The 19,817-nt window shown below is 69.9% G+C and carries 16 protein-coding genes; 11 read left to right on the forward strand and 5 right to left on the reverse strand.

Features of this window, described 5'->3' with window-relative positions; genetic code table 11:
* Positions 1 to 61: 61 nt before the first annotated feature.
* Complete coding sequence (locus tag ABZ910_RS13595; RefSeq protein WP_361363148.1) at positions 62 to 1,009, reverse strand: 3-hydroxyacyl-CoA dehydrogenase NAD-binding domain-containing protein; 948 nt, start codon at positions 1,007 to 1,009, stop codon at positions 62 to 64.
* Between the two features lie 124 nt (positions 1,010 to 1,133).
* Positions 1,134 to 2,090, reverse strand: coding sequence for a LysR family transcriptional regulator (locus tag ABZ910_RS13600; RefSeq protein ID WP_361363151.1), 957 nt, complete (start codon positions 2,088 to 2,090; stop codon positions 1,134 to 1,136).
* Positions 2,091 to 2,206: 116 nt separating this feature from the next.
* Between ABZ910_RS13600 and ABZ910_RS13605 the strand changes: the two genes are divergently transcribed.
* The 6 genes from ABZ910_RS13605 to ABZ910_RS13630 are packed head-to-tail and all read left to right on the forward strand — an operon-like array spanning position 2,207 to position 8,950.
* Positions 2,207 to 3,079 (forward strand): xanthine dehydrogenase family protein subunit M, encoded by an 873-nt coding sequence (locus ABZ910_RS13605; protein WP_361363154.1) that lies wholly within the window; start codon positions 2,207 to 2,209, stop codon positions 3,077 to 3,079.
* A gap of 1 nt (position 3,080) precedes the next feature.
* Positions 3,081 to 3,602 carry a (2Fe-2S)-binding protein gene (locus tag ABZ910_RS13610; RefSeq protein ID WP_361363157.1) on the forward strand — a complete coding sequence of 174 codons (522 nt, stop codon included), beginning with the start codon at positions 3,081 to 3,083 and terminating at the stop codon, positions 3,600 to 3,602.
* Positions 3,599 to 5,971 (forward strand): aerobic carbon-monoxide dehydrogenase large subunit, encoded by a 2,373-nt coding sequence (locus tag ABZ910_RS13615; RefSeq protein ID WP_361363160.1) that lies wholly within the window; start codon positions 3,599 to 3,601, stop codon positions 5,969 to 5,971. Before ABZ910_RS13610 ends, ABZ910_RS13615 begins: the two co-directional genes overlap by 4 nt.
* Positions 5,972 to 5,981: 10 nt before the next feature.
* Entirely contained in the window at positions 5,982 to 6,908 is a 927-nt protein-coding gene (locus ABZ910_RS13620; protein WP_361363163.1) for an XdhC family protein, read from the forward strand.
* Entirely contained in the window at positions 6,901 to 7,809 is a 909-nt protein-coding gene (locus tag ABZ910_RS13625) for a MoxR family ATPase (RefSeq protein WP_361363166.1), read from the forward strand. Before ABZ910_RS13620 ends, ABZ910_RS13625 begins: the two co-directional genes overlap by 8 nt.
* Positions 7,802 to 8,950 (forward strand): VWA domain-containing protein, encoded by a 1,149-nt coding sequence (locus tag ABZ910_RS13630; RefSeq protein ID WP_361363169.1) that lies wholly within the window; start codon positions 7,802 to 7,804, stop codon positions 8,948 to 8,950. The genes ABZ910_RS13625 and ABZ910_RS13630 overlap by 8 nt, the downstream gene beginning before the upstream one ends.
* A 147-nt stretch (positions 8,951 to 9,097) precedes the next feature.
* Here ABZ910_RS13630 and ABZ910_RS13635 read toward each other — a convergent pair whose 3' ends face one another.
* Both ABZ910_RS13635 and ABZ910_RS13640 read right to left on the reverse strand, forming a co-directional pair.
* Positions 9,098 to 11,632: an ATP-dependent Clp protease ATP-binding subunit gene (locus tag ABZ910_RS13635; protein WP_361363172.1), complete on the reverse strand. Its 2,535-nt coding sequence runs from the start codon at positions 11,630 to 11,632 to the stop codon at positions 9,098 to 9,100.
* A gap of 109 nt (positions 11,633 to 11,741) precedes the next feature.
* Positions 11,742 to 14,045: an FdhF/YdeP family oxidoreductase gene (locus ABZ910_RS13640; protein ID WP_361363175.1), complete on the reverse strand. Its 2,304-nt coding sequence runs from the start codon at positions 14,043 to 14,045 to the stop codon at positions 11,742 to 11,744.
* 380 nt (positions 14,046 to 14,425) lie between these two features.
* On the opposite strand from ABZ910_RS13640, the gene ABZ910_RS13645 reads away from it, so the two are divergent.
* From ABZ910_RS13645 to ABZ910_RS13655, 3 genes are all read left to right on the forward strand, one after another.
* On the forward strand, positions 14,426 to 15,013 hold the full coding sequence (locus ABZ910_RS13645) for a DUF1269 domain-containing protein (protein WP_361363178.1): 588 nt from the start codon (positions 14,426 to 14,428) through the stop codon (positions 15,011 to 15,013).
* A gap of 148 nt (positions 15,014 to 15,161) precedes the next feature.
* Positions 15,162 to 16,145: a Dyp-type peroxidase gene (locus ABZ910_RS13650; RefSeq protein WP_361363181.1), complete on the forward strand. Its 984-nt coding sequence runs from the start codon at positions 15,162 to 15,164 to the stop codon at positions 16,143 to 16,145.
* A gap of 2 nt (positions 16,146 to 16,147) precedes the next feature.
* Positions 16,148 to 16,975, forward strand: a complete 828-nt coding sequence (locus tag ABZ910_RS13655) for a family 1 encapsulin nanocompartment shell protein (protein WP_361363184.1) — start codon at positions 16,148 to 16,150, stop codon at positions 16,973 to 16,975.
* 19 nt (positions 16,976 to 16,994) lie between these two features.
* Here ABZ910_RS13655 and ABZ910_RS13660 read toward each other — a convergent pair whose 3' ends face one another.
* Entirely contained in the window at positions 16,995 to 18,215 is a 1,221-nt protein-coding gene (locus tag ABZ910_RS13660; protein ID WP_361363187.1) for a helix-turn-helix domain-containing protein, read from the reverse strand.
* A gap of 260 nt (positions 18,216 to 18,475) precedes the next feature.
* Between ABZ910_RS13660 and ABZ910_RS13665 the strand changes: the two genes are divergently transcribed.
* Together ABZ910_RS13665 and ABZ910_RS13670 are read left to right on the forward strand one after the other, a co-directional pair.
* Positions 18,476 to 19,321 (forward strand): GNAT family N-acetyltransferase, encoded by an 846-nt coding sequence (locus tag ABZ910_RS13665; protein ID WP_361363190.1) that lies wholly within the window; start codon positions 18,476 to 18,478, stop codon positions 19,319 to 19,321.
* A gap of 277 nt (positions 19,322 to 19,598) precedes the next feature.
* Entirely contained in the window at positions 19,599 to 19,784 is a 186-nt protein-coding gene (locus tag ABZ910_RS13670) for a hypothetical protein (protein ID WP_361363193.1), read from the forward strand.
* Positions 19,785 to 19,817: the final 33 nt, after the last annotated feature.

Genomic DNA, 19,817 nt, shown 5'->3' on the forward strand with positions numbered 1-19,817 from the left:
CGTCACCTTCCTCCGGGCCACTTGGCGAGTTCGTCCCGACGAGACGGAGGGGGACCGCCGGTCACTGCCCTTCGCCGGGCGTGGCCGGAGGCTCCGGCCAGCCCAGCGGCTCGAGGACGGCGCGTGTGCGGCCGTCGCGGAGTTCGGCCAGCCGCTCGTAGGCCGCCTCGCCGGTGCCGTAGGTCTGCTCGACCTCGTCGAGCACGCTGCCCATGTCGGCCGGGTCCGGCTCGCCGACCTCGAAGGTCATCTGGGAGGCGACGTGCGTCACGAGGTGCCGCATTCCTTCCGGGCCGCCGCCGAGGACGCCGCTCTGGAACGGCCCGATCGTGGCGTACCGCAGGCCGAGCGACGCACGGACCAGATCGTCGAGGTCCGCCACGTCGATCACGCCCTGCTGGACGAGGTAGGTGGCCTGATCGTTGAAGACCTTCTGAAGACGGTTGCCGACGAACCCAGGGATCTCCTTCTTGAGCCGGATCGGCAGCTTGCCCAGCTCTCGGTAGACCTCCATCGCCCGGTCGACCGACCGCGCGGACGTCTCCGGCCCGGGCACCACCTCCACCAGGGGCATGAGCTCCGGGGGGTTGAACGGGTGGCCGATCAGGATGCGGTCGGCCGCCGGGTTGCCCTTGGCGATGACGGACGGCAGCAGTGACGACGAGGAGGACGCCAGCACCACGTCGTCGCGCGTGTGAGCGGCGAGGGTCGCGAACATCTCCTCCTTGACCGGGATCCGCTCCGGCCCGGACTCCTGCACGAAATCCGCGCCCGAGGCGGCCTCCGCCAGATCGGCGGTCGCGGTCACCGGAAGTCCGGCGAGATGCTGGTCCAGCACCTCCCGCAGATCGGACCGGGGGTCGCTCACGCGCACCTGCCAGCCGGCCGCACCGAACAGTCGTGCCCAGGAGATCCCGATCACTCCGGCACCGACGATCGCCACTACGGCCACGTAGAACCACTCCAAGGAGTACGTGAGGGAATCCGGCTCACACAGGGTCGACCTCAACCCCCAAACCATGACAATCCAGGCCTGTTGTTTCGGCAACTCGACCCCTCGGCGCACGCTGCTCGGGTGAGGGCGACGGAGATGCCGGACGCGCCGCTACGTCAACAGGGGAGGGCCTGCCCTCTCACGCGCCCCAGAGCGTGACGTGCACCGGGGGCCGGAACCGGGAGGGCGGGACGCCCGCACCGGGCGCGCGCATGACGCGGGTCGCCGCGGGCGTGCGCAGGAAGTGCAGGAACGCGTCGGTGGCCGGGGAACGATGCTCCGGCTGCAGGACGGTGGCGTGCCACGTGGCGTCCGACGGCGTGGCCGGAGTCTCCAGGATGCGCAGCTCGTCACGCAGGATGCGGGGCGACACCAGATGGGCCAACGCCGGTGCCACCCCCGCGCCCTCGGCGGCTGCCGCCCAGGTCGCGGCCTGGTTGGGGAAGACCCACACATGCTCCTCGGCCACGCCGAGCCGGCGCAGCAGCCGCCCGGAGTCCGCGTCCGGATCCGTCCCGGAGGAGTCGACCAGCCACGACCACCGCGGCGGCGGACCGGGCGGCCGCGGCGACCTGGCGCCGGTCACCACGACCAGCTGGGTGCGGAACAGCGGCTCGCTGAGCAGTTCGCCCCCGCGGGCCGCGCCGAGATACGGCCCGAGCGCGACGTCGGCCAGCCGGTTCTCCACCAGCACCCGAATCTCGTTGCCGGAGGCCACCCCGAACGAGGTCTCGGTCCTGCGGCCCGAGCGGCAGGCGAAGGCCTCCACGAGCGACGGGAGCACGAACTCGGCCAGCGTGCTCGTGGCGACGACCCGCAGTTCGTCGGGCGCACCCCGTGCCGCCCGCACCGCGGCCTCGGCATCCGCGCTCAGTGCGACCATGCGCGATGCGACCGGAAGCAGCCGCGCCCCGGCGGGCGTCAGACGCATCCCACCACCGCCGGTGCGCCGGATGAGCGGATCGCCGAAATGGGTCCGCAGCGCGGCGAGCGCCTGCGACACCGCGGACTCGCTCACGTCCAGAGCCCGCGCCGCGGCGCCCACCGAACCGAGCCGGGCAACCAGCACGAAGGTGCTGAGCTGCGTGACGGTCACCCTCCGATTTTCTCGCGTTCGGAGCGATAAGTGAATGCTTATCCACCCATTGCACGGCCGGTACGGAAGAGCGCAGCATCACTGCAGCAACGGGCACAGCGATCCAGGAGGGCCCGATGCAAGTACCGGCTGCATTCCAGTACGAGAAGGCCACCAGCCTCGAGCAGGCGATCGAACTGCTCACACGGTACGGCCCCGAGGCCCGGGTGGTGGCCGGCGGACACAGCCTGCTGCCGATGATGAAGCTGCGGCTGGCTCAGCCCGAAGCCCTGATCGACATCAACGGTCTCGGCGAGCTGGCGCTGATCCGGGTGGACGGGCACGACCTGGCCGTCGGAGCGATGGTCCGTCACGCGGAGCTGCTCGCGTCGCCGGTCGTCGGCGAGCATTTCCCCATCCTGCGGGACGCGGAACGGGTCATCGCCGATCCGCTCGTACGCAACCGCGGCACCGTGGGCGGCTCGCTGTGCCAGGCCGATCCGTCGGAGGACCTGTCCGCGGCGTTCTCGGCACTGCGGGCGACCCTGGTGACCCAGGGCCCCGGCGGCAGGCGCACCATCGGGATCAGGGAGTTCTTCCGCGGACCGTACGAGACCTCGCTGGACGAGGCGGAGCTTCTGGTGGAGATCCGCGTGCCCATCCGCTCGCACGCCAGCGCCTACCGCAAGGTCGAGCGCCGGGTCGGTGACTGGGCGGTCGTCGCCGCGGGAGCGGTGCTGGAGATCTCCGGCGGGGTCATCACCGAGGCCGGGATCGGCCTGACCGCGGTGGGTGCCCCACACTTCGTGGCCGAGCAGGCCGAGGACTTCCTGCGTGGCGGACGGCCGGACGACGAGGCCTTCGTCGAGGCGGGCCGGATCGCCGCGCAGGAGTGCAGGCCGACGGCCGACCAGCGCGGCCCGGTCGACTACAAGCGGCACCTGGCCGGAGAGCTCACCACGCGGGCGCTGCGCGCCGCCGCCGCACGTGCCCGGGGGCAGGAGGCGTGACATGCGGATCACCGTGACCGTGAACGGCGAGCAGCACACGAGGGACGTGGAACCGAGGCTGCTGCTCGTGCACTTCCTGCGCGACGAACTCGGACTCACCGGCACCCACTGGGGCTGCGACACCTCCAACTGCGGTGTGTGCACCGTCTGGTTGGACGGGATGCCGGTCAAGTCCTGCACCGTGCTCGCGGTGATGGCCGACGGCCATGAGGTGCGGACCGTCGAAGGCCTGGCGCACGGGGCCGAACTCGACCCGGTGCAACAGGGGTTCATCGCCTGCCACGGGTTGCAGTGCGGCTTCTGCACGCCGGGGATGATGATGACCGCCCGCTGGCTGCTCGACCACGACGACGATCCGTCCGAGGAGGACATCCGCGAGGCCATCTCCGGACAGGTGTGCCGCTGCACCGGTTACGAGAACATCGTGCGCTCCATCCGCTGGGCCGCCGAGCACGGCGGCGGGCGGGCGAGCGCCGATGCGGGCACCGAGCCGGCGCCCGGCCGCGAGGAGGTGCGGGCATGACGACCACCGAGGAACGGCCGGTCGGCTTCGGACGGATGCCCCGCAAGGAGGACGCGCGGTTCGTCCGCGGTCACGGGACCTACGTCGATGACGTACGACTGCCCGGGATGCTGTACGGCGCGATCCTGCGCAGCCCACTGGCGCACGCCCGGATCGTGTCGATCGACACCAGCGCCGCCGAGGCGCACCCGAAGGTCAAGGCCGTGATCACCGGGGAGACCCTGGCCGGCCTCGGGCTGGCCTGGATGCCCACGCTCTCGTACGACACGCAGGCGGTGCTCGCCACAGACAAGGTGCGCTTCCAGGGCCAGGAGGTCGCCTTCGTCGTCGCCGAGGACCGCTACGCAGCCCGGGACGCCCTCGAACTGATCGACGTGGAGTACGAACCGCTCCCGCCGGTCGTCGACGCGCGGCGGGCGCTCGACCCGGACGCGCCGGTGATCCGCGACGACAAGGAACATCAGACCGACAACCACATCTTCGACTGGTCGGCGGGCGACAAGGAACGCACCGACGAGGTCTTCGCGGGCGCCGAGGTCGTGGTGGAGCGGGACATGCTGTATCCGCGGGTGCACCCGGCGCCGCTGGAGACATGTGGCACCGTCGCGGACATGGACGCCGTCACCGGGAAACTGACGGTGTGGTCCACCACGCAGGCCCCGCACGCCCACCGCACGATCTACGCGATGGTGGCCGGCATCCCGGAGCACAAGATCCGGATCATCTCCCCGGACATCGGGGGCGGCTTCGGCAACAAGGTCGGCATCTACCCGGGGTATGTGTGCGCGGTCGTCGGCTCGATCGTCACCGGCAAGCCGGTCAAGTGGGTGGAGGACCGCTCGGAGAACCTGATGAGCACGTCCTTCGCCCGCGACTACCACATGCACGGCGAGATCGCGGCGACACGCGACGGCAGGATCCTGGGCCTGCGGGTCCAAGTGATCGCCGATCACGGCGCGTTCAACGCCACCGCGCAGCCCACGCAGTTCCCGGCCGGCTTCTTCGGGGTGTTCACCGGCTCGTACGATCTGGCCGCCGCGCACTGCGCCGTGACCGGCGTCTACACCAACAAGGCGCCCGGCGGTGTCGCCTACGCCTGCTCGTTCCGCGTCACCGAGGCCGTATACCTCGTCGAGCGGATGGTCGACGTGCTCGCCGCCGAACTCGGCATGGACCCGGCCGAGTTGAGGATGCGCAACCTGCTGCGGCCCGGGCAGTTCCCGTACCGGACGCAGACGGGGTGGGAGTACGACTCCGGCGACTACCCGAAGGCCCTGCGGCTGGCCATGGACATCGCGCACTACGAGGACCTGCGCCGGGAGCAGGCCGAAAAGCGCGAGCGCGGCGAGTTGATGGGCATCGGGGTCAGTTTCTTCACCGAGGCCGTCGGCGCCGGCCCCCGCAAGCACATGGACATCCTCGGGCTGGGCATGGCCGACGGCGCCGAACTGCGCGTGCACCCGACCGGCAAGGCCGTCCTGCGGATCTCGGTGCAGACCCAGGGGCAGGGCCACGAGACGACGTTCGCCCAGATCGTCGCCGAGGAACTGGGCATCCCGCCCGACGACGTCGAGGTGGTGCACGGCGACACCGACCAGACTCCGTTCGGGCTCGGCACCTACGGGTCGCGCTCCACGCCCGTGTCCGGCGCGGCGGCCGCGATGGTCGCCCGCAAGGTCCGCGAACGCGCGAAGATCGTCGCCTCCGCGATGCTCGAAGTGAGCCCGGACGACCTGGAATGGGAGAAGGGCCGCTGGTACGTCACGGGAGACCCCGACCAAGGACGGACCATGGCCGAGATCGCGCTCGCCGCACACTCCAACCTGGAGCTGCCCGAGGGCGTCGAGGGCCACCTGGACGCGACCTGCGTCTACAACCCGCCGAACCTCACCTTCCCCTTCGGCGCGTACATCTGCGTCGTCGACGTGGACGCGGACACCGGCCAGGTGAAGGTCCGCCGGTTCATCGCCGTGGACGACTGCGGCAACCGGATCAACCCCACGATCGTCGAGGGCCAGGTGCACGGCGGACTCGCCGACGGCCTCGGCATGGCGCTCATGCAGGTGATCGCCTTCGACGAGGACGGCAACTGCCTCGGCGGATCGTTCATGGACTACCTCCTGCCCACCTCGGTCGAGTGCCCGTCCTGGGAGCTCGGCGAGACCGTCACCCCCTCCCCGCACCACCCCATCGGCGCCAAGGGCGTCGGCGAGTCCGCCACGGTGGGTTCGCCCGCCGCGGTGGTCAACGCCGTGGTCGACGCGCTGAAGCCGCTCGGCGTACGCCATGTCGACATGCCGCTGACGCCCGCCGTCGTGTGGCGCGCCGCCCAGGGCCGGCCGCTGCGCACCGACCTGGCGATCACCTGAGGCGCCCGCGATGACGAACACCGAACTGCTGACCCGCGCGGACGTGCTCCGGCACGGCCGGACCCCGTTCGTCCTGGCCACCGTCGTCCACGCGGAACGGCCCACGAGCGCCAAGCCCGGGGACAGCGCGCTGGTGCTCCCCGACGGCACCGTCGAGGGCTTCGTGGGCGGCAGCTGCGCCGAGACGACGGTGCAACTGCAGGGCCTGCGCGTGCTGCGGACCGGCGAGTCGCTGCTGCTGAGGATCACGCCCGGCGCGGACACCGGCCCCGACGGCGCACCGGAGCCCGTCGACGGACTGGTCACGGTGGCCAATCCCTGTCTGTCGGGCGGGACGCTCGACATCTTCCTGGAGGCCAACCTCCCCCCGGCGCTGGCGTACGTCTACGGACATGCCCCCATCGCCCGCGCCCTGCTCGACGTCGGTCGTGTGCTCGGCCTGGACGCCCGGCCGGCCTCGCCCGGGGAGCCGCTGCCGCCCGATCTGCACGTCGTCGTCATCGCCACACACGGCCGCGACGAGGAGGCCGTGCTGATCGAGGCCGCACGCGCCGGGGTCCCGTACATCGGGCTGGTGGCCAGTCCGAAGCGCGGCGCGGCGGTGCTCGCCGGGCTGGGTCTCTCCGAGGAGCAACGCGCGCGCGTCCACACACCGGCCGGCCTGGACATCGGCGCGCGGACCCCGGGGGAGATCGCGCTGTCGGTGTACGCCGAGATCATCGCGTTGCGGCCGAAGACGGCCCGAGCCGCGCGCCCCGAAGCCGGCTCCGCCGCGCCGCAGGCCGTGGCCGAGGGCGTGGATCCCGTGTGCGGCATGACCGTGGCGATCACGCCCGACACGCTCTCCCTGGACCGGGCCGGCAGCAGGGTGTACTTCTGCGGCCCGGGCTGCCAGCACGCCTTCGCCGACGACCCCTCCCGATACGCGCATGCCTGACCTCGACCCCCTCGTACCCGATGTCCCCGCCCTGCGCTCGCGTCTGGACGCAGTCGGCTACCTGACCGACGACGCCCTGGCCACAGCGCTGTTGCTGGCCGTGCGCATGCGGCAGCCGATCCTGCTGGAGGGCGAGCCCGGCGTCGGCAAGACCGAGGCGGCCCGCGCGCTCGCCGCGGTGCTCGACACCCCGCTGATCCGGCTGCAGTGCTACGAGGGACTGTCCGCGGCCGAGGCCCTCTACGAGTGGAACTATCCACGGCAACTGCTGGCCATCCGGCTGGCCGAGTCCCGCGGTGAACCCCTGGGGGACGCCGACCTGTTCACCGAGGACTACCTGCTGCCACGGCCGCTGCTCGCCGCGATCTGCCACCCGGGACCGAGACCGGCGGTGCTGCTCATCGACGAGGTGGACCGCGCGGACGACGAGTTCGAGGCGTTCCTGCTGGAACTGCTCGCCGATGCCGCGGTCACCATCCCCGAACTGGGCACCCGGACGGCCGCGGTGCCGCCGGTGGCCGTCCTGACCTCCAACCGCACCCGGGATCTGCACGACGCACTCAAACGCCGCTGCCTCTACCACTGGATCGACTACCCGGACACCGCACGCGTCGCCGCGATCATCCGCAGACGGGTGCCGGAGTCGGCCGACTGGCTGGCCGCGAGCGTGGCGCGCGGGGTGGCGCACCTGCGTGCTCGACAGGAGCTCACCAAGCCGCCCGGCATCGCCGAGGCGATCGACTGGGCGGGCGCGCTGCGCGCGCTGGGGCTCTCCGTTCTCGACGCCGACGCCGCCGACCGCACCCTGGGGGCCGTACTCAAATACGCCGAGGACCTGACGGCCGTACGCCGTGCGGGACTTGCGGAGCTGATCGACGCGGAGGCAGGCTCCGATGGCTGACCTGCCGGAACTCGCCGCCTCGCTCACCGCCGCTCTGCACGACGCGGGGATCGCGGTGGGCCCCGACCGCACCCGCAGCTTCGCTCGGGCGCTCACCCTGCTGCCACCGTCGACCACGCGCGAGCTGCGGCACTGCGCGCTCGCCACCCTGGTGTCCGACCCCGAGCAGATCGCGGCGTTCGACGCGGTCTTCCGGGAGGTCTTCGGCGGGCCGGCCGACCGTGGAGCACAACGCGGGCAACCCGGCGACCCGGCCCGATCGCTCCCGAACACCGCTCCCGGCCGCGTCCCCGGCGCCCGGAGGACCACGGCGGCCGGATGCGCCCGGGAGCCGGACGCAGAGCCGCGGGAGGCTCCCGTCCCCCTCGCCGCCAGTCCGCTCGACCGTCTCGCCACCCGCGACTTCGCGGACCTGTCGGCCGAGGAACTGGCGCGACTCTCCGAGGTGATGCGCACCCTGGTGCTTCGCACCCCGACCCGGCCGTCCCGTCGGCGCCGCACCGCGCACTCCGGTGCACGCATCGACGTACGCCGCACCCTCTCCACCAGCCGACGCACCGGCGGATACCCTCTGCGGCTGCGCCACTTCGAGCTTCGCGTCCGCCCCCGCGACCTCATCGTGCTCTGCGACATCTCCGGATCGATGGAGCCCTATGCCCGCGCGATGCTGCAACTGATCTACTGTGCCGCCCGAGCCGCCCGCGCCGAGGTCTTCACCTTCGCCACCCGGCTCACACGCCTCACCCCCGCCCTCCGGCGGACCGGGCCGGACGATGCCCTGGCACGGGCCGGACGGGCGGCCCCGGACTGGTCCGGCGGCACCCGGATCGCGCAGTGCCTCGCGGAGTTCAACGAGCGGTTCGGCCGGCGCGGCATGGCGCACGGCGCCGTGGTCGTCATCATCTCCGACGGCTGGGACACCGGCACGTCCGCCGATCTCGCCACCCACATGGCGCGGCTGTCCCGGGTCGCCCACCGCGTCGTCTGGGTCAACCCGCGCACGGCAAGCCCGCGTTACCGTCCGCTCGTGGCCGGCATGGCCGCGGCGCTGCCCTACTGCGACGCCGTCGTCAGCGCCCACAACCTCGCGGCCCTGAACGACTTCACCGCCGCTCTGTCCGCCCCGCGCCGCCGCCGATGACCACCGCTGTGGCGCTCGCCATGCGGGTCTTCGAGGGCCGTTGCTCACACTGACGGGACAGTCGGTCGGGATCAGCGTGAGTCCTGCGAAACCTGGGAGACGCCATGCCGACGGACCGGCAACGTCACACGCCGGAGACCGTCACCGTCAGGCCGGCGTCGAGTCGGCGTCCTTGGCGTCGCTCTTCCCGGAGTTCTCCTTGCGTACCGTGCAGTGAAGCGTGTCGTGTTCCACGTCGGCGACGATCGTGTCCCCGGGCCCGGCCTCGCCGCTGAGCAGGAGGGAGGCGATGTGGTTGTCGAGTTCCGTCTGGATCGTGCGCCGCAGTGGACGGGCGCCGAACTCCGGCTGGTAACCGTGGGCGACGAGAAGCTTCCTGGCCGCTGCCGTGACCTCCAGCGTCAGGCCCTGGGCGTGCACCCGATGCTCGCTCTGGTCCAGCAGATGGTCCAGGATCTGCGCCAGATCGGCCTCGGTGAGGCTGTGGAAGATGATGATGTCGTCGATGCGGTTGAGGAACTCCGGCAGGAACCGGGCCCGCAGGTCGTCCATCAACTCGTCCTTGAGCTCCGAGACGTCGCCCTTGTGGTCGAGGATGCGGTGTGCGCCGATGTTGGACGTCATGATGATGACGCAGTGGCGGAAGTCGACCGTGCGGCCCTGTGCGTCGGTGAGACGTCCGTCGTCGAGGATCTGCAGCAGCGTGTTGAAGACGTCGGGATGGGCCTTCTCCACCTCGTCGAACAGCACCACACTGTAGGGCTGGCGGCGCACCTTCTCGGTGAGCTGGCCGGCCTCGTCGTAGCCGACGTATCCGGGGGGCGCGCCGACGAGCCTGGCGACGGTGTGCTTCTCCTGGAACTCGCTCATGTCGAAGCGGATCATGCGATCGGCTTCGCCGAACAGCAACTCGGCGAGGGTCTTGGCGAGTTCGGTCTTGCCGACACCGGTGGGGCCGAGGAAGAGGAACGATCCCACGGGGCGGTCGGGGTCACCCATGCCCGCGCGATTGCGGCGTACCGCTTGGGACACGGCGGTGACCGCCTCGTCCTGGCCCACGATCCGCTCATGCATCTCCTCTTCGAGCTTGAGGAGCCTCTCCTTCTCGGTGGCGGTGAGTTGAGAGACCGGAATCCCCGTACGGCGGGAGACGATGTCCGCGATGTCGGACGCCGTGACGGAGACGACGCCCTCGCGGCGCTCCTCGATCCCGGCGAGCTCGCCCTCCACCTCGGCGATCTGCCGCTTGAGTTCCGAAGCCTTCTGGAAGTCCTCCGAGGCGATCGCCTGGTCCAGTTCACGGCGCAGCTTGGCGATACGGTCCTCGCGGCCGACGACCTCGGTGGAGCGGCCGGCGCTGCGCAGACGCACCCGTGCGCCGGCCTGGTCCATCAGGTCGATCGCCTTGTCGGGCAGGAAGCGATCACTGATGTAACGGTCGGACAGTTCCGCCGCGGCGGCCAGGGCGCCGTCGGCGAAGCGGACCTGGTGGTGGGCCTCGTAGGTGTCGCGCAGTCCCTCCAGGATCTGCACCGTCTCCTCGACGGTCGGCTCCGGCACCATCACGGGCTGGAAGCGGCGCTCGAGGGCGGCGTCCTTCTCGATGTACTTGCGGTACTCGTCGATGGTCGTCGCGCCCACCACGTGGAGTTCTCCGCGCGCGAGGGCGGGCTTGAGCATGTTGCCCGCGTCCATGGAGCCCTCGCCCGTCGCGCCGGCGCCCACGACCGTGTGCAGTTCGTCGATGAACAGGATGATGTCGCCGCTCGCCGCCTGGACGTCCTCGATGACCTTCTTCAGCCGCTCCTCGAACTGCCCCCGGTACTGCGCACCCGCCACCATGCCCGACAGGTCCAGGGCGACGACCCTCTTGTCCTTCAGCGTGCCCGGGACCTCGCCCGCCACGATGCGCTGGGCGAGCCCCTCCACGATCGCGGTCTTGCCCACGCCGGGCTCGCCGATGAGCACGGGGTTGTTCTTGGAACGCCGCGAAAGGATCTCGACGGTCTGCTCGATCTCCTCGGCCCGACCGACCACCGGGTCGAGCTTGCCTGCCTTCGCTTCCTCGGTGAGGTCCCGGCCGTACTCGTCCAGGGTGGTGGCCGGCTGCGTCTGCTTCTTGCGGTTGGCCGGCGAGCCGTCCGCGCGGGCCGCCTGCTCCGTGAGGTTCTCCACCTGCTTCGCGTCGACGCCCTCCGCACGAAGCAGCCGCGCAGCGCCCGTGTCGCTGTCGCTCAGGAGCGCGCCGAGAATGTGCTCGGGACCGATGTAGGAGACCCCGGCCGCCTGTGAGTGGCCGTAGGCGGTGGCGAGCGTGCGCTTGGCCGCAGGGGTGAGACCCGGCTGCGCGGACGGCTCGCCGGCTTCGTGGGGAAGGACTTCGGCGATCTGGGACGCGAGCTTGTCGGGATCAACGCCTGCCTTGGCCAGAAGCCGTCGAGCGGGATCGACCTTCGTGGCCGCCCAGAGCAGATGCTCCGTGTCGAGGTCGGACGTCCCGTCCTCGACCGCCTTCTGGGCAGCGAGATTGAGCAGTTCCTGCGACGACTCCGTCAGAAGGCGTCCGATGGGCACTCGCTGCACCGCGGGCGGCGACGAGGCCGGCGACATACCGAAGAACCGGTTCAACAATTCGCTGAACGGATCGGACGAACCAAAAGGAGAACCGAACGTCATCGACATGACAGCTCCTGGTGCGCGAGGGGAACAGTATGAAAGAGGGGACAGCAGGTGCTCTGCAGCGAGGTCCCGCACTCCGCATGCGGAGCACGGGCTCCTCGCTCCACGGTCGTCAACCGGCAGGCGTGACCTCGACGTTGACGTTCTTCATGAGCGGCTGGTCGCTCTGCGTGCTGTAGTCGCCGATCGCACACAGCACGTTCAACTCCGGCATGTAACCGGCCGCGCAACCTCGCGGAATGTCGTACGGAACGGCCTTGTAGCGGGACACGCTGCGGGTCGTGCCGTCCTTGGCCGTACTGGTGATGTCGACCTCGTCGAACAGCTCGAGGCCGCGGTCGCGCATGTCCGCCTCGTTCATGAAGATGAGCGTGCGCAGATTCTTGATTCCGCGGTAGCGGTCGTCGTCCGAGTAGATCGTGGTGTTCCACTGGTCGTGCGAGCGCATCGTGCCCAGCTTCAGCATGCCGCGTGCGGGAACCACGTCGGGGAGTTCGGCAGCGGAGAACTCCGCACGCCCCGAAGGCGTCAGGAACACGAGCTCACGGGCGGGCTGGGTGAGGCGAAAACCCAGGGGAAGCCGCACGCGGCGATTGAAGTCCTCGAACCCGTCCAGAGCCTTGGCCATGGTGTCGCGGATCCGGTCGTAGTCCTCGGTGTACTCCTCCCAGGGCGTGGTGCTGTCGGGCAGGGCCGCCCGGGCCATGCCGGCGATGATCGCCGGTTCGGAGAGGAGATGAGGCGAGGCCGGTCGCTTCATGCCCACCGAGAGGTGGACCATGCTCATCGAGTCCTCGACCGAGGTGGCCTGCTCGCCGGACTTCTGGATGTCCTTCTCGGTGCGGCCCAGGCACGGGAGGATGAGCGCCTGGCGTCCGTGGACCAGATGGCTGCGATTGAGTTTGGTGCTGACCTGGACGGTCAGATCGCACTTGCGCAGGGCAGCTGACGTGTACGGCGTGTCCGGCGCGGCAAGGGCGAAGTTGCCCCCCATGCCGACGAACACCTTGACGTCGCCGCGGTGCATGGCCTCGATGGTGCCCACCGTGTCCAGGCCGTGCTCCCGAGGGGGATCGATCTTGCAGGCAGCGGCCAGGCGGTCGAGGAATTCCTTGGGCGGCCGGTGATCGATTCCGCAGGTGCGGTTCCCCTGCACGTTGCTGTGCCCCCGCACCGGCGAGGGTCCCGCGCCCTCCCTGCCGAGATTGCCCCGCAGGAGAAGCAGGTTGACGATCTCGCGGACCGTGTCGACACCGTGCTCGTGCTGGGTGATCCCCAGGCACCAGCTGAAGACGCTGCGGTCGGCCTCGCAGTAGACGCGTGCCGCTTCTTCGATCGCGGCCCGGCCGAGGCCGCTCTGCAGCTCGATCTCGTCCCAGGACGTGGACTCGCACAGCTCTCGGTACGCCTCGAAGCCCGCCGTGTACCGGTCGATGAACTCCCGGTCGAGCGCCTTCGGATCGCTCTCCGCCTCGGCGAGGACGGCCTTCGCCATACCGCGGAGAAAAGCCATGTCGCCGCCGATCCGCGGCTGGAGGTTCAGCGTGCTGGTGGGGGTGGACCGGAACAGAGCCATGTCCATGATGTCGTGCGGAATGATCGTTCGGGTCGCTCCGGCTTCGACGATCGGGTTGACGTGGACGATCTTCGCGCCGCGCTTGTGCGCCTCGGCCAGCGAGGTGAGCATCCGCGGGGCGTTGGAGGCCACGTTGACCCCGAGGATGAACAGCGCATCAGTGACCTCCCAGTCCTTGAGGTCGACTGTCCCCTTGCCCGTGCCCAACGCCGCCTGCAGCGCGCGACCGCTGGCCTCGTGGCACATGTTGGAGCAGTCCGGCAGGTTGTTCGTGCCGAGCTCACGCGCCATCAGCTGGTAGAGGAAGGTAGCCTCGTTGCCGAGCCGGCCGGAGGTGTAATAGGCGGCCTGGTCGGGATCGTCGAGGCCGCGCAGCGCCTGCCCGACCATGGCGAAGGCGTCCTGCCACGAGATGGGCACGTACGTGTCGGAGGCCGGGTCGTACGTCATGGGCTGGGTCAGCCGGCCCTGGGCCTCGAGCTCCGCGTCGCTCCAGGTGGCGAGTTCACTGACCGTGTGGGCCGCGAAGAAGGAGGGATCCACCCGCTTGTGGGTCATTTCCCACGTGACGTGCTTGATCCCGTTCTCGCAGATGTCCAGCCGGAGCCCCTTGAGATCGTCCGGCCAGGCACATCCCGGGCAGTCGAAGCCCCGTCCCTCGTGGTTCATCTTCTGAATGGCCCTGGGGCCGTCCACCAGTTCCCGTTCGCGTATCAGGAAGCGCGTCACACTCTTGGCCGCGCCCCAGCCCGCGGCTGGATGGTGGTAGGGGCGGAACTGCGGAGAGGGCTGCTTCCCGGTGCCCTCGGCGGACTGTCCCGACGTGTCCTGGTCAGTCATTGCTACTCCCTACGCGCCTCGTGGACACCCGCGGTCCGGGCTCCACGTCGGCTACGCCTCGTCCAGTGCGACAAGCATGTCCGTGGTTGACGTGAACAACCGCCTTCACGCGTGGCTCGGGCACCAAGTTCAGATCGCCGCGCTACGTGACCCGACCAGCTCCCCCGGGCCCGCCCGCGCCGCCCGCACGGCCGGAGCGGCCAAGCTATCCCCCCGACTCCGCGGCGGGCAGCCGTCGGTGGATCATTCTGGTCAGCGTTATAAGGGGCGTTGTTGCGGCGACCAAACGTGCCGCGGCCATGGGGTGCGCGACCGTGTTCTGCTCTAGCTTCTGGGTTCTCCGGACTGAGAGGACCGTGAACAAAGTGCGATCTCGGAACGTGGTTGTGATTCGCTTCGACGACGACGCCAAGACCTATCGCGCGCTGGCGCGGCTGAAGAAGGCCGACGCCGAGCAGCTTGTCGACGTCCACGCCGCCGTCGTCGTGGAGCGCAGGACGGACGGCAGCCTCTATGTCGCGGACGGGACGGACAACCAGATCGGGGAGGGCGTCACCCAGGGGAGCCTCATCGGCCTGCTCGTCGGGCTGTTGGGCGGTCCGTTCGGTGTCCTCCTGGGATGGGGCGCGGGTGCACTGGTCGGCGGTGTGCTCGACGCGACCAAGGCATCGGACACCGAGGCCGCCATCAGCGCGTTCGCCAAGACGGTGCCGCCGGGGCGCAACGCCCTGATCGCCGATGTCAGCGAGGCGACGGAGAGCATCGTCGACACCGAGGTCGCCGCGGACGGTGGCACGGTGGTACGCCGGTCTGCCCACGACGTGCTGGACGAGGTCGAGGCCGCCTCCGAAGCGGCCAAGGAGGCCCAGGCCGCCGCGGCCGCCAAACTCCATGCGGAACGGCGTGCCGAACGCCGCGAAGAGTTCCACGAGCGCTGGGACCGGATCAAGGACAAGCTCCATCTCTGAGCTTGGCGGAAAGTCCCGCGCCTGCGAACTTCGCGGAGAGTCCCGCACGCGCATTCCCCGCCACCGCGCCGGAACACCGAGAGATGCAGGATCCGGCCGGTGGCGTCTCCGTTCGTTCCCAAGACACCCCATGAGGAGGCGCGGCCCTGTGCCTGAACCGCAGCCTGTTGTCGTACCGCCGGCCAGGGCCGCGGTGTTTCTCGTATACACACTCGCGCCCGGAGGAGAGGACACGGTCCGCGGCCTCCTGGAGGATCTGTCGGGCCTGCGTCGCTCGGTCGCCTTCCGCGCACCCGACGACGGGCTCAGCTGCGTCGTCGGTATCGGATCAGAGGCATGGGACCGGCTTTTCAGCGGGCCGCGGCCTCGACAACTGCACCCGTTCGTGGAGTTGGCCGGCGAACGCCACCGAGCCCCGCGCACTCCCGGTGACATCCTCTTCCACGTGCGGGCCGGTCGCATGGATCTCTGCTTCGAACTGGCCCGGCTGCTCGGCGAGCGACTCGCGGGAGCGGCCACCGTCGTCGACGAAGTGCATGCCTTCAAGTACTTCGACGAACGTGACCTGCTCGGTTTCGTCGACGGCAGCGAGAACCCCGAGGGACGAATCGCCGCCGAAGCGGTGTTCGTCGGTGACGAGGACCCGGACTTCCGGGGCGGCAGCTACGTGATCATCCAGAAGTACGTGCATGACATGGCAGCCTGGAACGCCCTGCCGTCGGACGAGCAGGAAAAGGTCATCGGGCGAACGAAGTCGGCCAATGTGGAACTCCCCGACGACGTGAAGCCCGACGACTCCCACGTCGCGCTCAACACCATCACCGACGAGGACGGGAACGAGCGCAAGATCGTGCGCGAGAACATGCCGTTCGGGAACGTCGGGCGCGGAGAGTTCGGCACGTTCTTCATCGGTTACGCCCGTACCCCGGACGTGACGGAACACATGCTGAGGAACATGTTCCTGGGTACGCGTCCAGGCCTGCACGACCGGATCCTCGACTTCTCGACCGCGGTCACCGGGTGTCTCTTCCACGTGCCGACCGCCACCTTCCTCGACAACCTGCCCGCCGCACCCCGGGACACGGGGCCGGCCGACGGGTCCCTCGGCATCGGCAGTCTCAAGGGAGTCTGATCATGACCATGCTTGGCGCTTCGAGCAATCTGCACCGGGAACTCGCACCCGTCACGCCCCAGGCGTGGAGTGAGATCGAACAGGAAGCCGGCCGTACCTTCCGTCGCAACGTGGCTGGGCGGCGGGTCGTGGACGTCTCCGGTCCTGAGGGCCCCCACCTCGCGGCGGTCGCGACGGGGCACCTCACCGGCATCGAGGCGCCGGGGCCGGGCGTCTCCGCACGGCTGCGCGAGGCGCAAGCCCTGGTCGAACTGCGGGTGCCGTTCAAGGTGAGCCGCGCGGCGATCGACGACGTCGAACGCGGTGCGAAGGACTCCGACTGGCAGCCCGTCAAGGACGCGGCCCAGACCATGGCGTTCGCCGAGGACCGGGCCGTCTTCGACGGGTACGGCGCAGCAGCGATCGACGGGATGCGCCGCCGCTCGTCCCATCAGGCGCTCGCCCTGCCCGCCGAGCCGCGCGACTATCCGGACGTCGTCAGCCGCGCCCTGACGACCCTCCGCCTGGCCGGCGTCGGTGGTCCGTACGCACTGCTGCTCGGCGCCGACGCGTACACGGCGGTCAGTGAGACCTCCGACCACGGACATCCCGTCGCCGCCCATCTCGAGCGTCTGCTCGACGGGCAGCCGATCTGGGCTCCCGCGCTCGACGGGGCATTCCTGGTGTCCACGCGAGGCGGGGACTTCGAGTTGAAACTCGGCGAAGATCTCGCGATCGGCTACTCGGCCCACGACGCCACCCACGTCGAACTCTACTTCCGGCAGACCCTGACGTTTCTGGTCCACACCGACGAGGCCGTGGTGGAGCTGAGGCCGTCGACGAGCGGATGAGCCGAGGCGTGCACCCAGGTCACAGACCGTTGGGGTGCAGCCGGAAGGCCTCGGCCGCGGTGACCAGTTCGGCGAGTGAACGGGGGTCGCTGAGCGAGCGGCCGGTGAGTTCCCGGACGCGGTTCAGCCGGTATCGGACCGTGTTGGGGTGGCAGTGCAGGACGCGTCCGGCACGATCGGCCGAACCGGCGTGGTCGACGAAGGCGTGCAGCGTGTGCAACAGCGCGTCGCGGTCCTCCGGCGGCAGGTCGAGCACCGGCCCCAGTACCTCCTTGGCCAGGCGCCGTGCCTCGTCGGGATCGTAGGCGATCAGCGCGGCGAGCGGACTGCTGCTGAACACACGTACGTCGGCCTTGCCGACGGGGATTTCGGCGAGCGCGGACCGGGCGAGATGAAGCGCGCGGGGTGTCTCGGCGAGCGACCGGTAGGACGGACTCACACCGGTGCGGGCCGCGGCCGTGGCGCGCAGGATGCCTAGGACGGCGTCACGCTGCTCGTCGCGCAGGGCGACCACACCGGCCTGGAGGACGGGGGTGAGCTGCCAGACCGACACGACGCCGAGTTCGGCGAGGCTGCGTTCCACGCCGACCAGGCTCTCCTCCGCGAGGCCGGCGGTCTCCGCGGCCACCACCATCAGCTTCGTGTCGAGGGGCAGGCCCAGCAGCCTGCCGACTTCCCACGAGCCGGACTCGGGCACCAGCTGACCGGTGAACAGCGCGTCTATCAGGGCCGAACGCCGGCGCTGCTGGGCGACCAGCAACTCCGCGGTCGCCGCGCGGTAGGCCTCCGTGAGCGAGAACGCGTGCTCGTCGGACAGTCGCCAGAGGGTGCTCGACGCGTCGAGAAGGGCGTTCAGACTGTCCGGCCAGGTGCTGCTGCGGGCGTGGTCGACCAGCAGGTCCCAGAGCATGGCGCAGCCTATGCGGTAGCAGCGCAGCACCTCGGGCAGCGGCGCCTGCTGGTGCGCGCGGCGCCTGCCCGTCTCGGAGGGGGCCGCCAGATCCGGCGTGACCTCCGGATCGGCGAGGCCCCTGATCATGAACCGGAGGTTGAGCGCCATGGACCTGTGCAGGTCGTCGCCCGGGACGATGTCCTCGTCGTGGTAGAGGTCCATCTGGTTGCGGACGGCCGCGCACACGTCGTCGATCAGCTTGGGCAGTTGTCGCTCGGCCCACGTGACCAGTTCGCCGAGCGCGGCGCTTCGCATCCGACCGCGTCCGTCCGCGATTCGATCAGCCATGAGCGCTTCCCATCGTGCCCCGGAATGGTACCCGGTGCGTCGGGTCGACGCCCTGTCACGGAATGTGCGAGACATCCGGGTGGATGTCCAGAACTAACTAGTGCCGACTGGCGGCGTCAAGTTCGCGTGATGCCGGCCGGCCGCCGTCGGAGCATCCGAGCCCGTTGCGTAGGCTGGCGTGTGCCGTTCGCAGGGCAGGAATGGGCAACAATCCTGGGGAGACGTTTCCCACCTACCGGTTCCATGGTGGGATGCGCCGCATGAGCGACTCGCTGCGTGTCCGTATCGAGCAGTACTACGCCACCGTGCCGTTGCTGTTCTCTGATGCCGAAGTGTTCGGTTCTTTGCGGCTGTTCGTGCGTAGGAAACCAGGTGCTCCGTATTACGGCGGTCCCAGCCATGCTCAGCCCACTGCTGAGGGAGCGTCGTCGGTGACCATCACTGACATTGCTCGGGTACGGGCTCGGCAGCGCGAACTGGGTGTGCCGGAGGCTTTCGAGTGGCTGGCCGAGGCGGCTCCGACGCTGCGTGCCGACATCGAGGCGCTTGGCCTGCCGGTTGCGGAACGCCCGCTGATGTCTCTGGATCCGCACCGACAGGTTGGTCCACGGCCGTTGCCGGACGGCGTGAAGCTCCGTGTGCTGACGGCCGATGATCCCGCATTGCCCGCAGCCCTCGCCCTTCCCCGCTTGGCCTTCGCCGAGGAGGGCACCAGGGTAGGCTCGGCGGGCCGCAAGGAACTGTCGCTGGCAGCCGGGGAACTGGCCGAGGACGGCACCGTGGCAGCGGTCCGCCCCACGATCCGTGCCGGGCACAAAACGCTCATCGCGGCCCTCGCCTCGGACGGCACCCCGCTGGCGGTCGGCCACTACCACCCAGCCGCCGGCACCACTGAGATCGGTGGCATCGGCACCCTTCCCATCGCCCGCCGCCAGGGTCTGGCCGCAGCCGTCACGGCGGCCCTGGCCAGCCACGCTCGTGACCACGGGGTGGGTACTGTCTTCCTCGCCTATGCGGAGAACGCCGTCGCTCGCCTCTACTCACGCCTGGGCTTCCGCCGTGCCGGCAGCACCCTTCTCATCGCCAACCAGCCCGCACGATCGTGAGTTCGCGGGTCGGGAAGGGAAAGGCCCTTGAGGCGAAGCTCAGGTTACAGCGATCGTCGCAACACCCCGGCTCGAGGGCTGCGATGTTCGAGGTCCGCGAGGCCCGGACGGTGGCTCAGGGCCGCGGGATGCTGACCCGTGAGCGGGAGGAATACTTCCGGCTCGTGCAGCAGGGCATGAGTTGCACGGAGACGGCCAGGGTCGTCGGCATCAACCTCCATACGGGGCAAGCGATGGCGTAACGGCGGAGTGCGGTTGTTCCAGGCCGACCCGCTGCTTGCACCCGTACACGATTCGGTTCCGGGACGCGCTTGAGCAGCGTGAAGAGGCCGGCTATGACACGCAGGACGACGCGATCGAGCGCCTTACCCAGATCTACGCGGAGAAAAAGAAGACGGCGCCGTCCGTTGCCGAGGCCCGCCGTGAACTCGGCCAGCAGACGGTCGCGCAGTACGCGAAGTAGTGGCGGCCCCGGCAGCGCAGATGACGGAATACT

The sequence above is a fragment of the Streptomyces sp. NPDC046805 genome (assembly GCF_040645355.1).
Classification (GTDB): domain Bacteria; phylum Actinomycetota; class Actinomycetes; order Streptomycetales; family Streptomycetaceae; genus Streptomyces.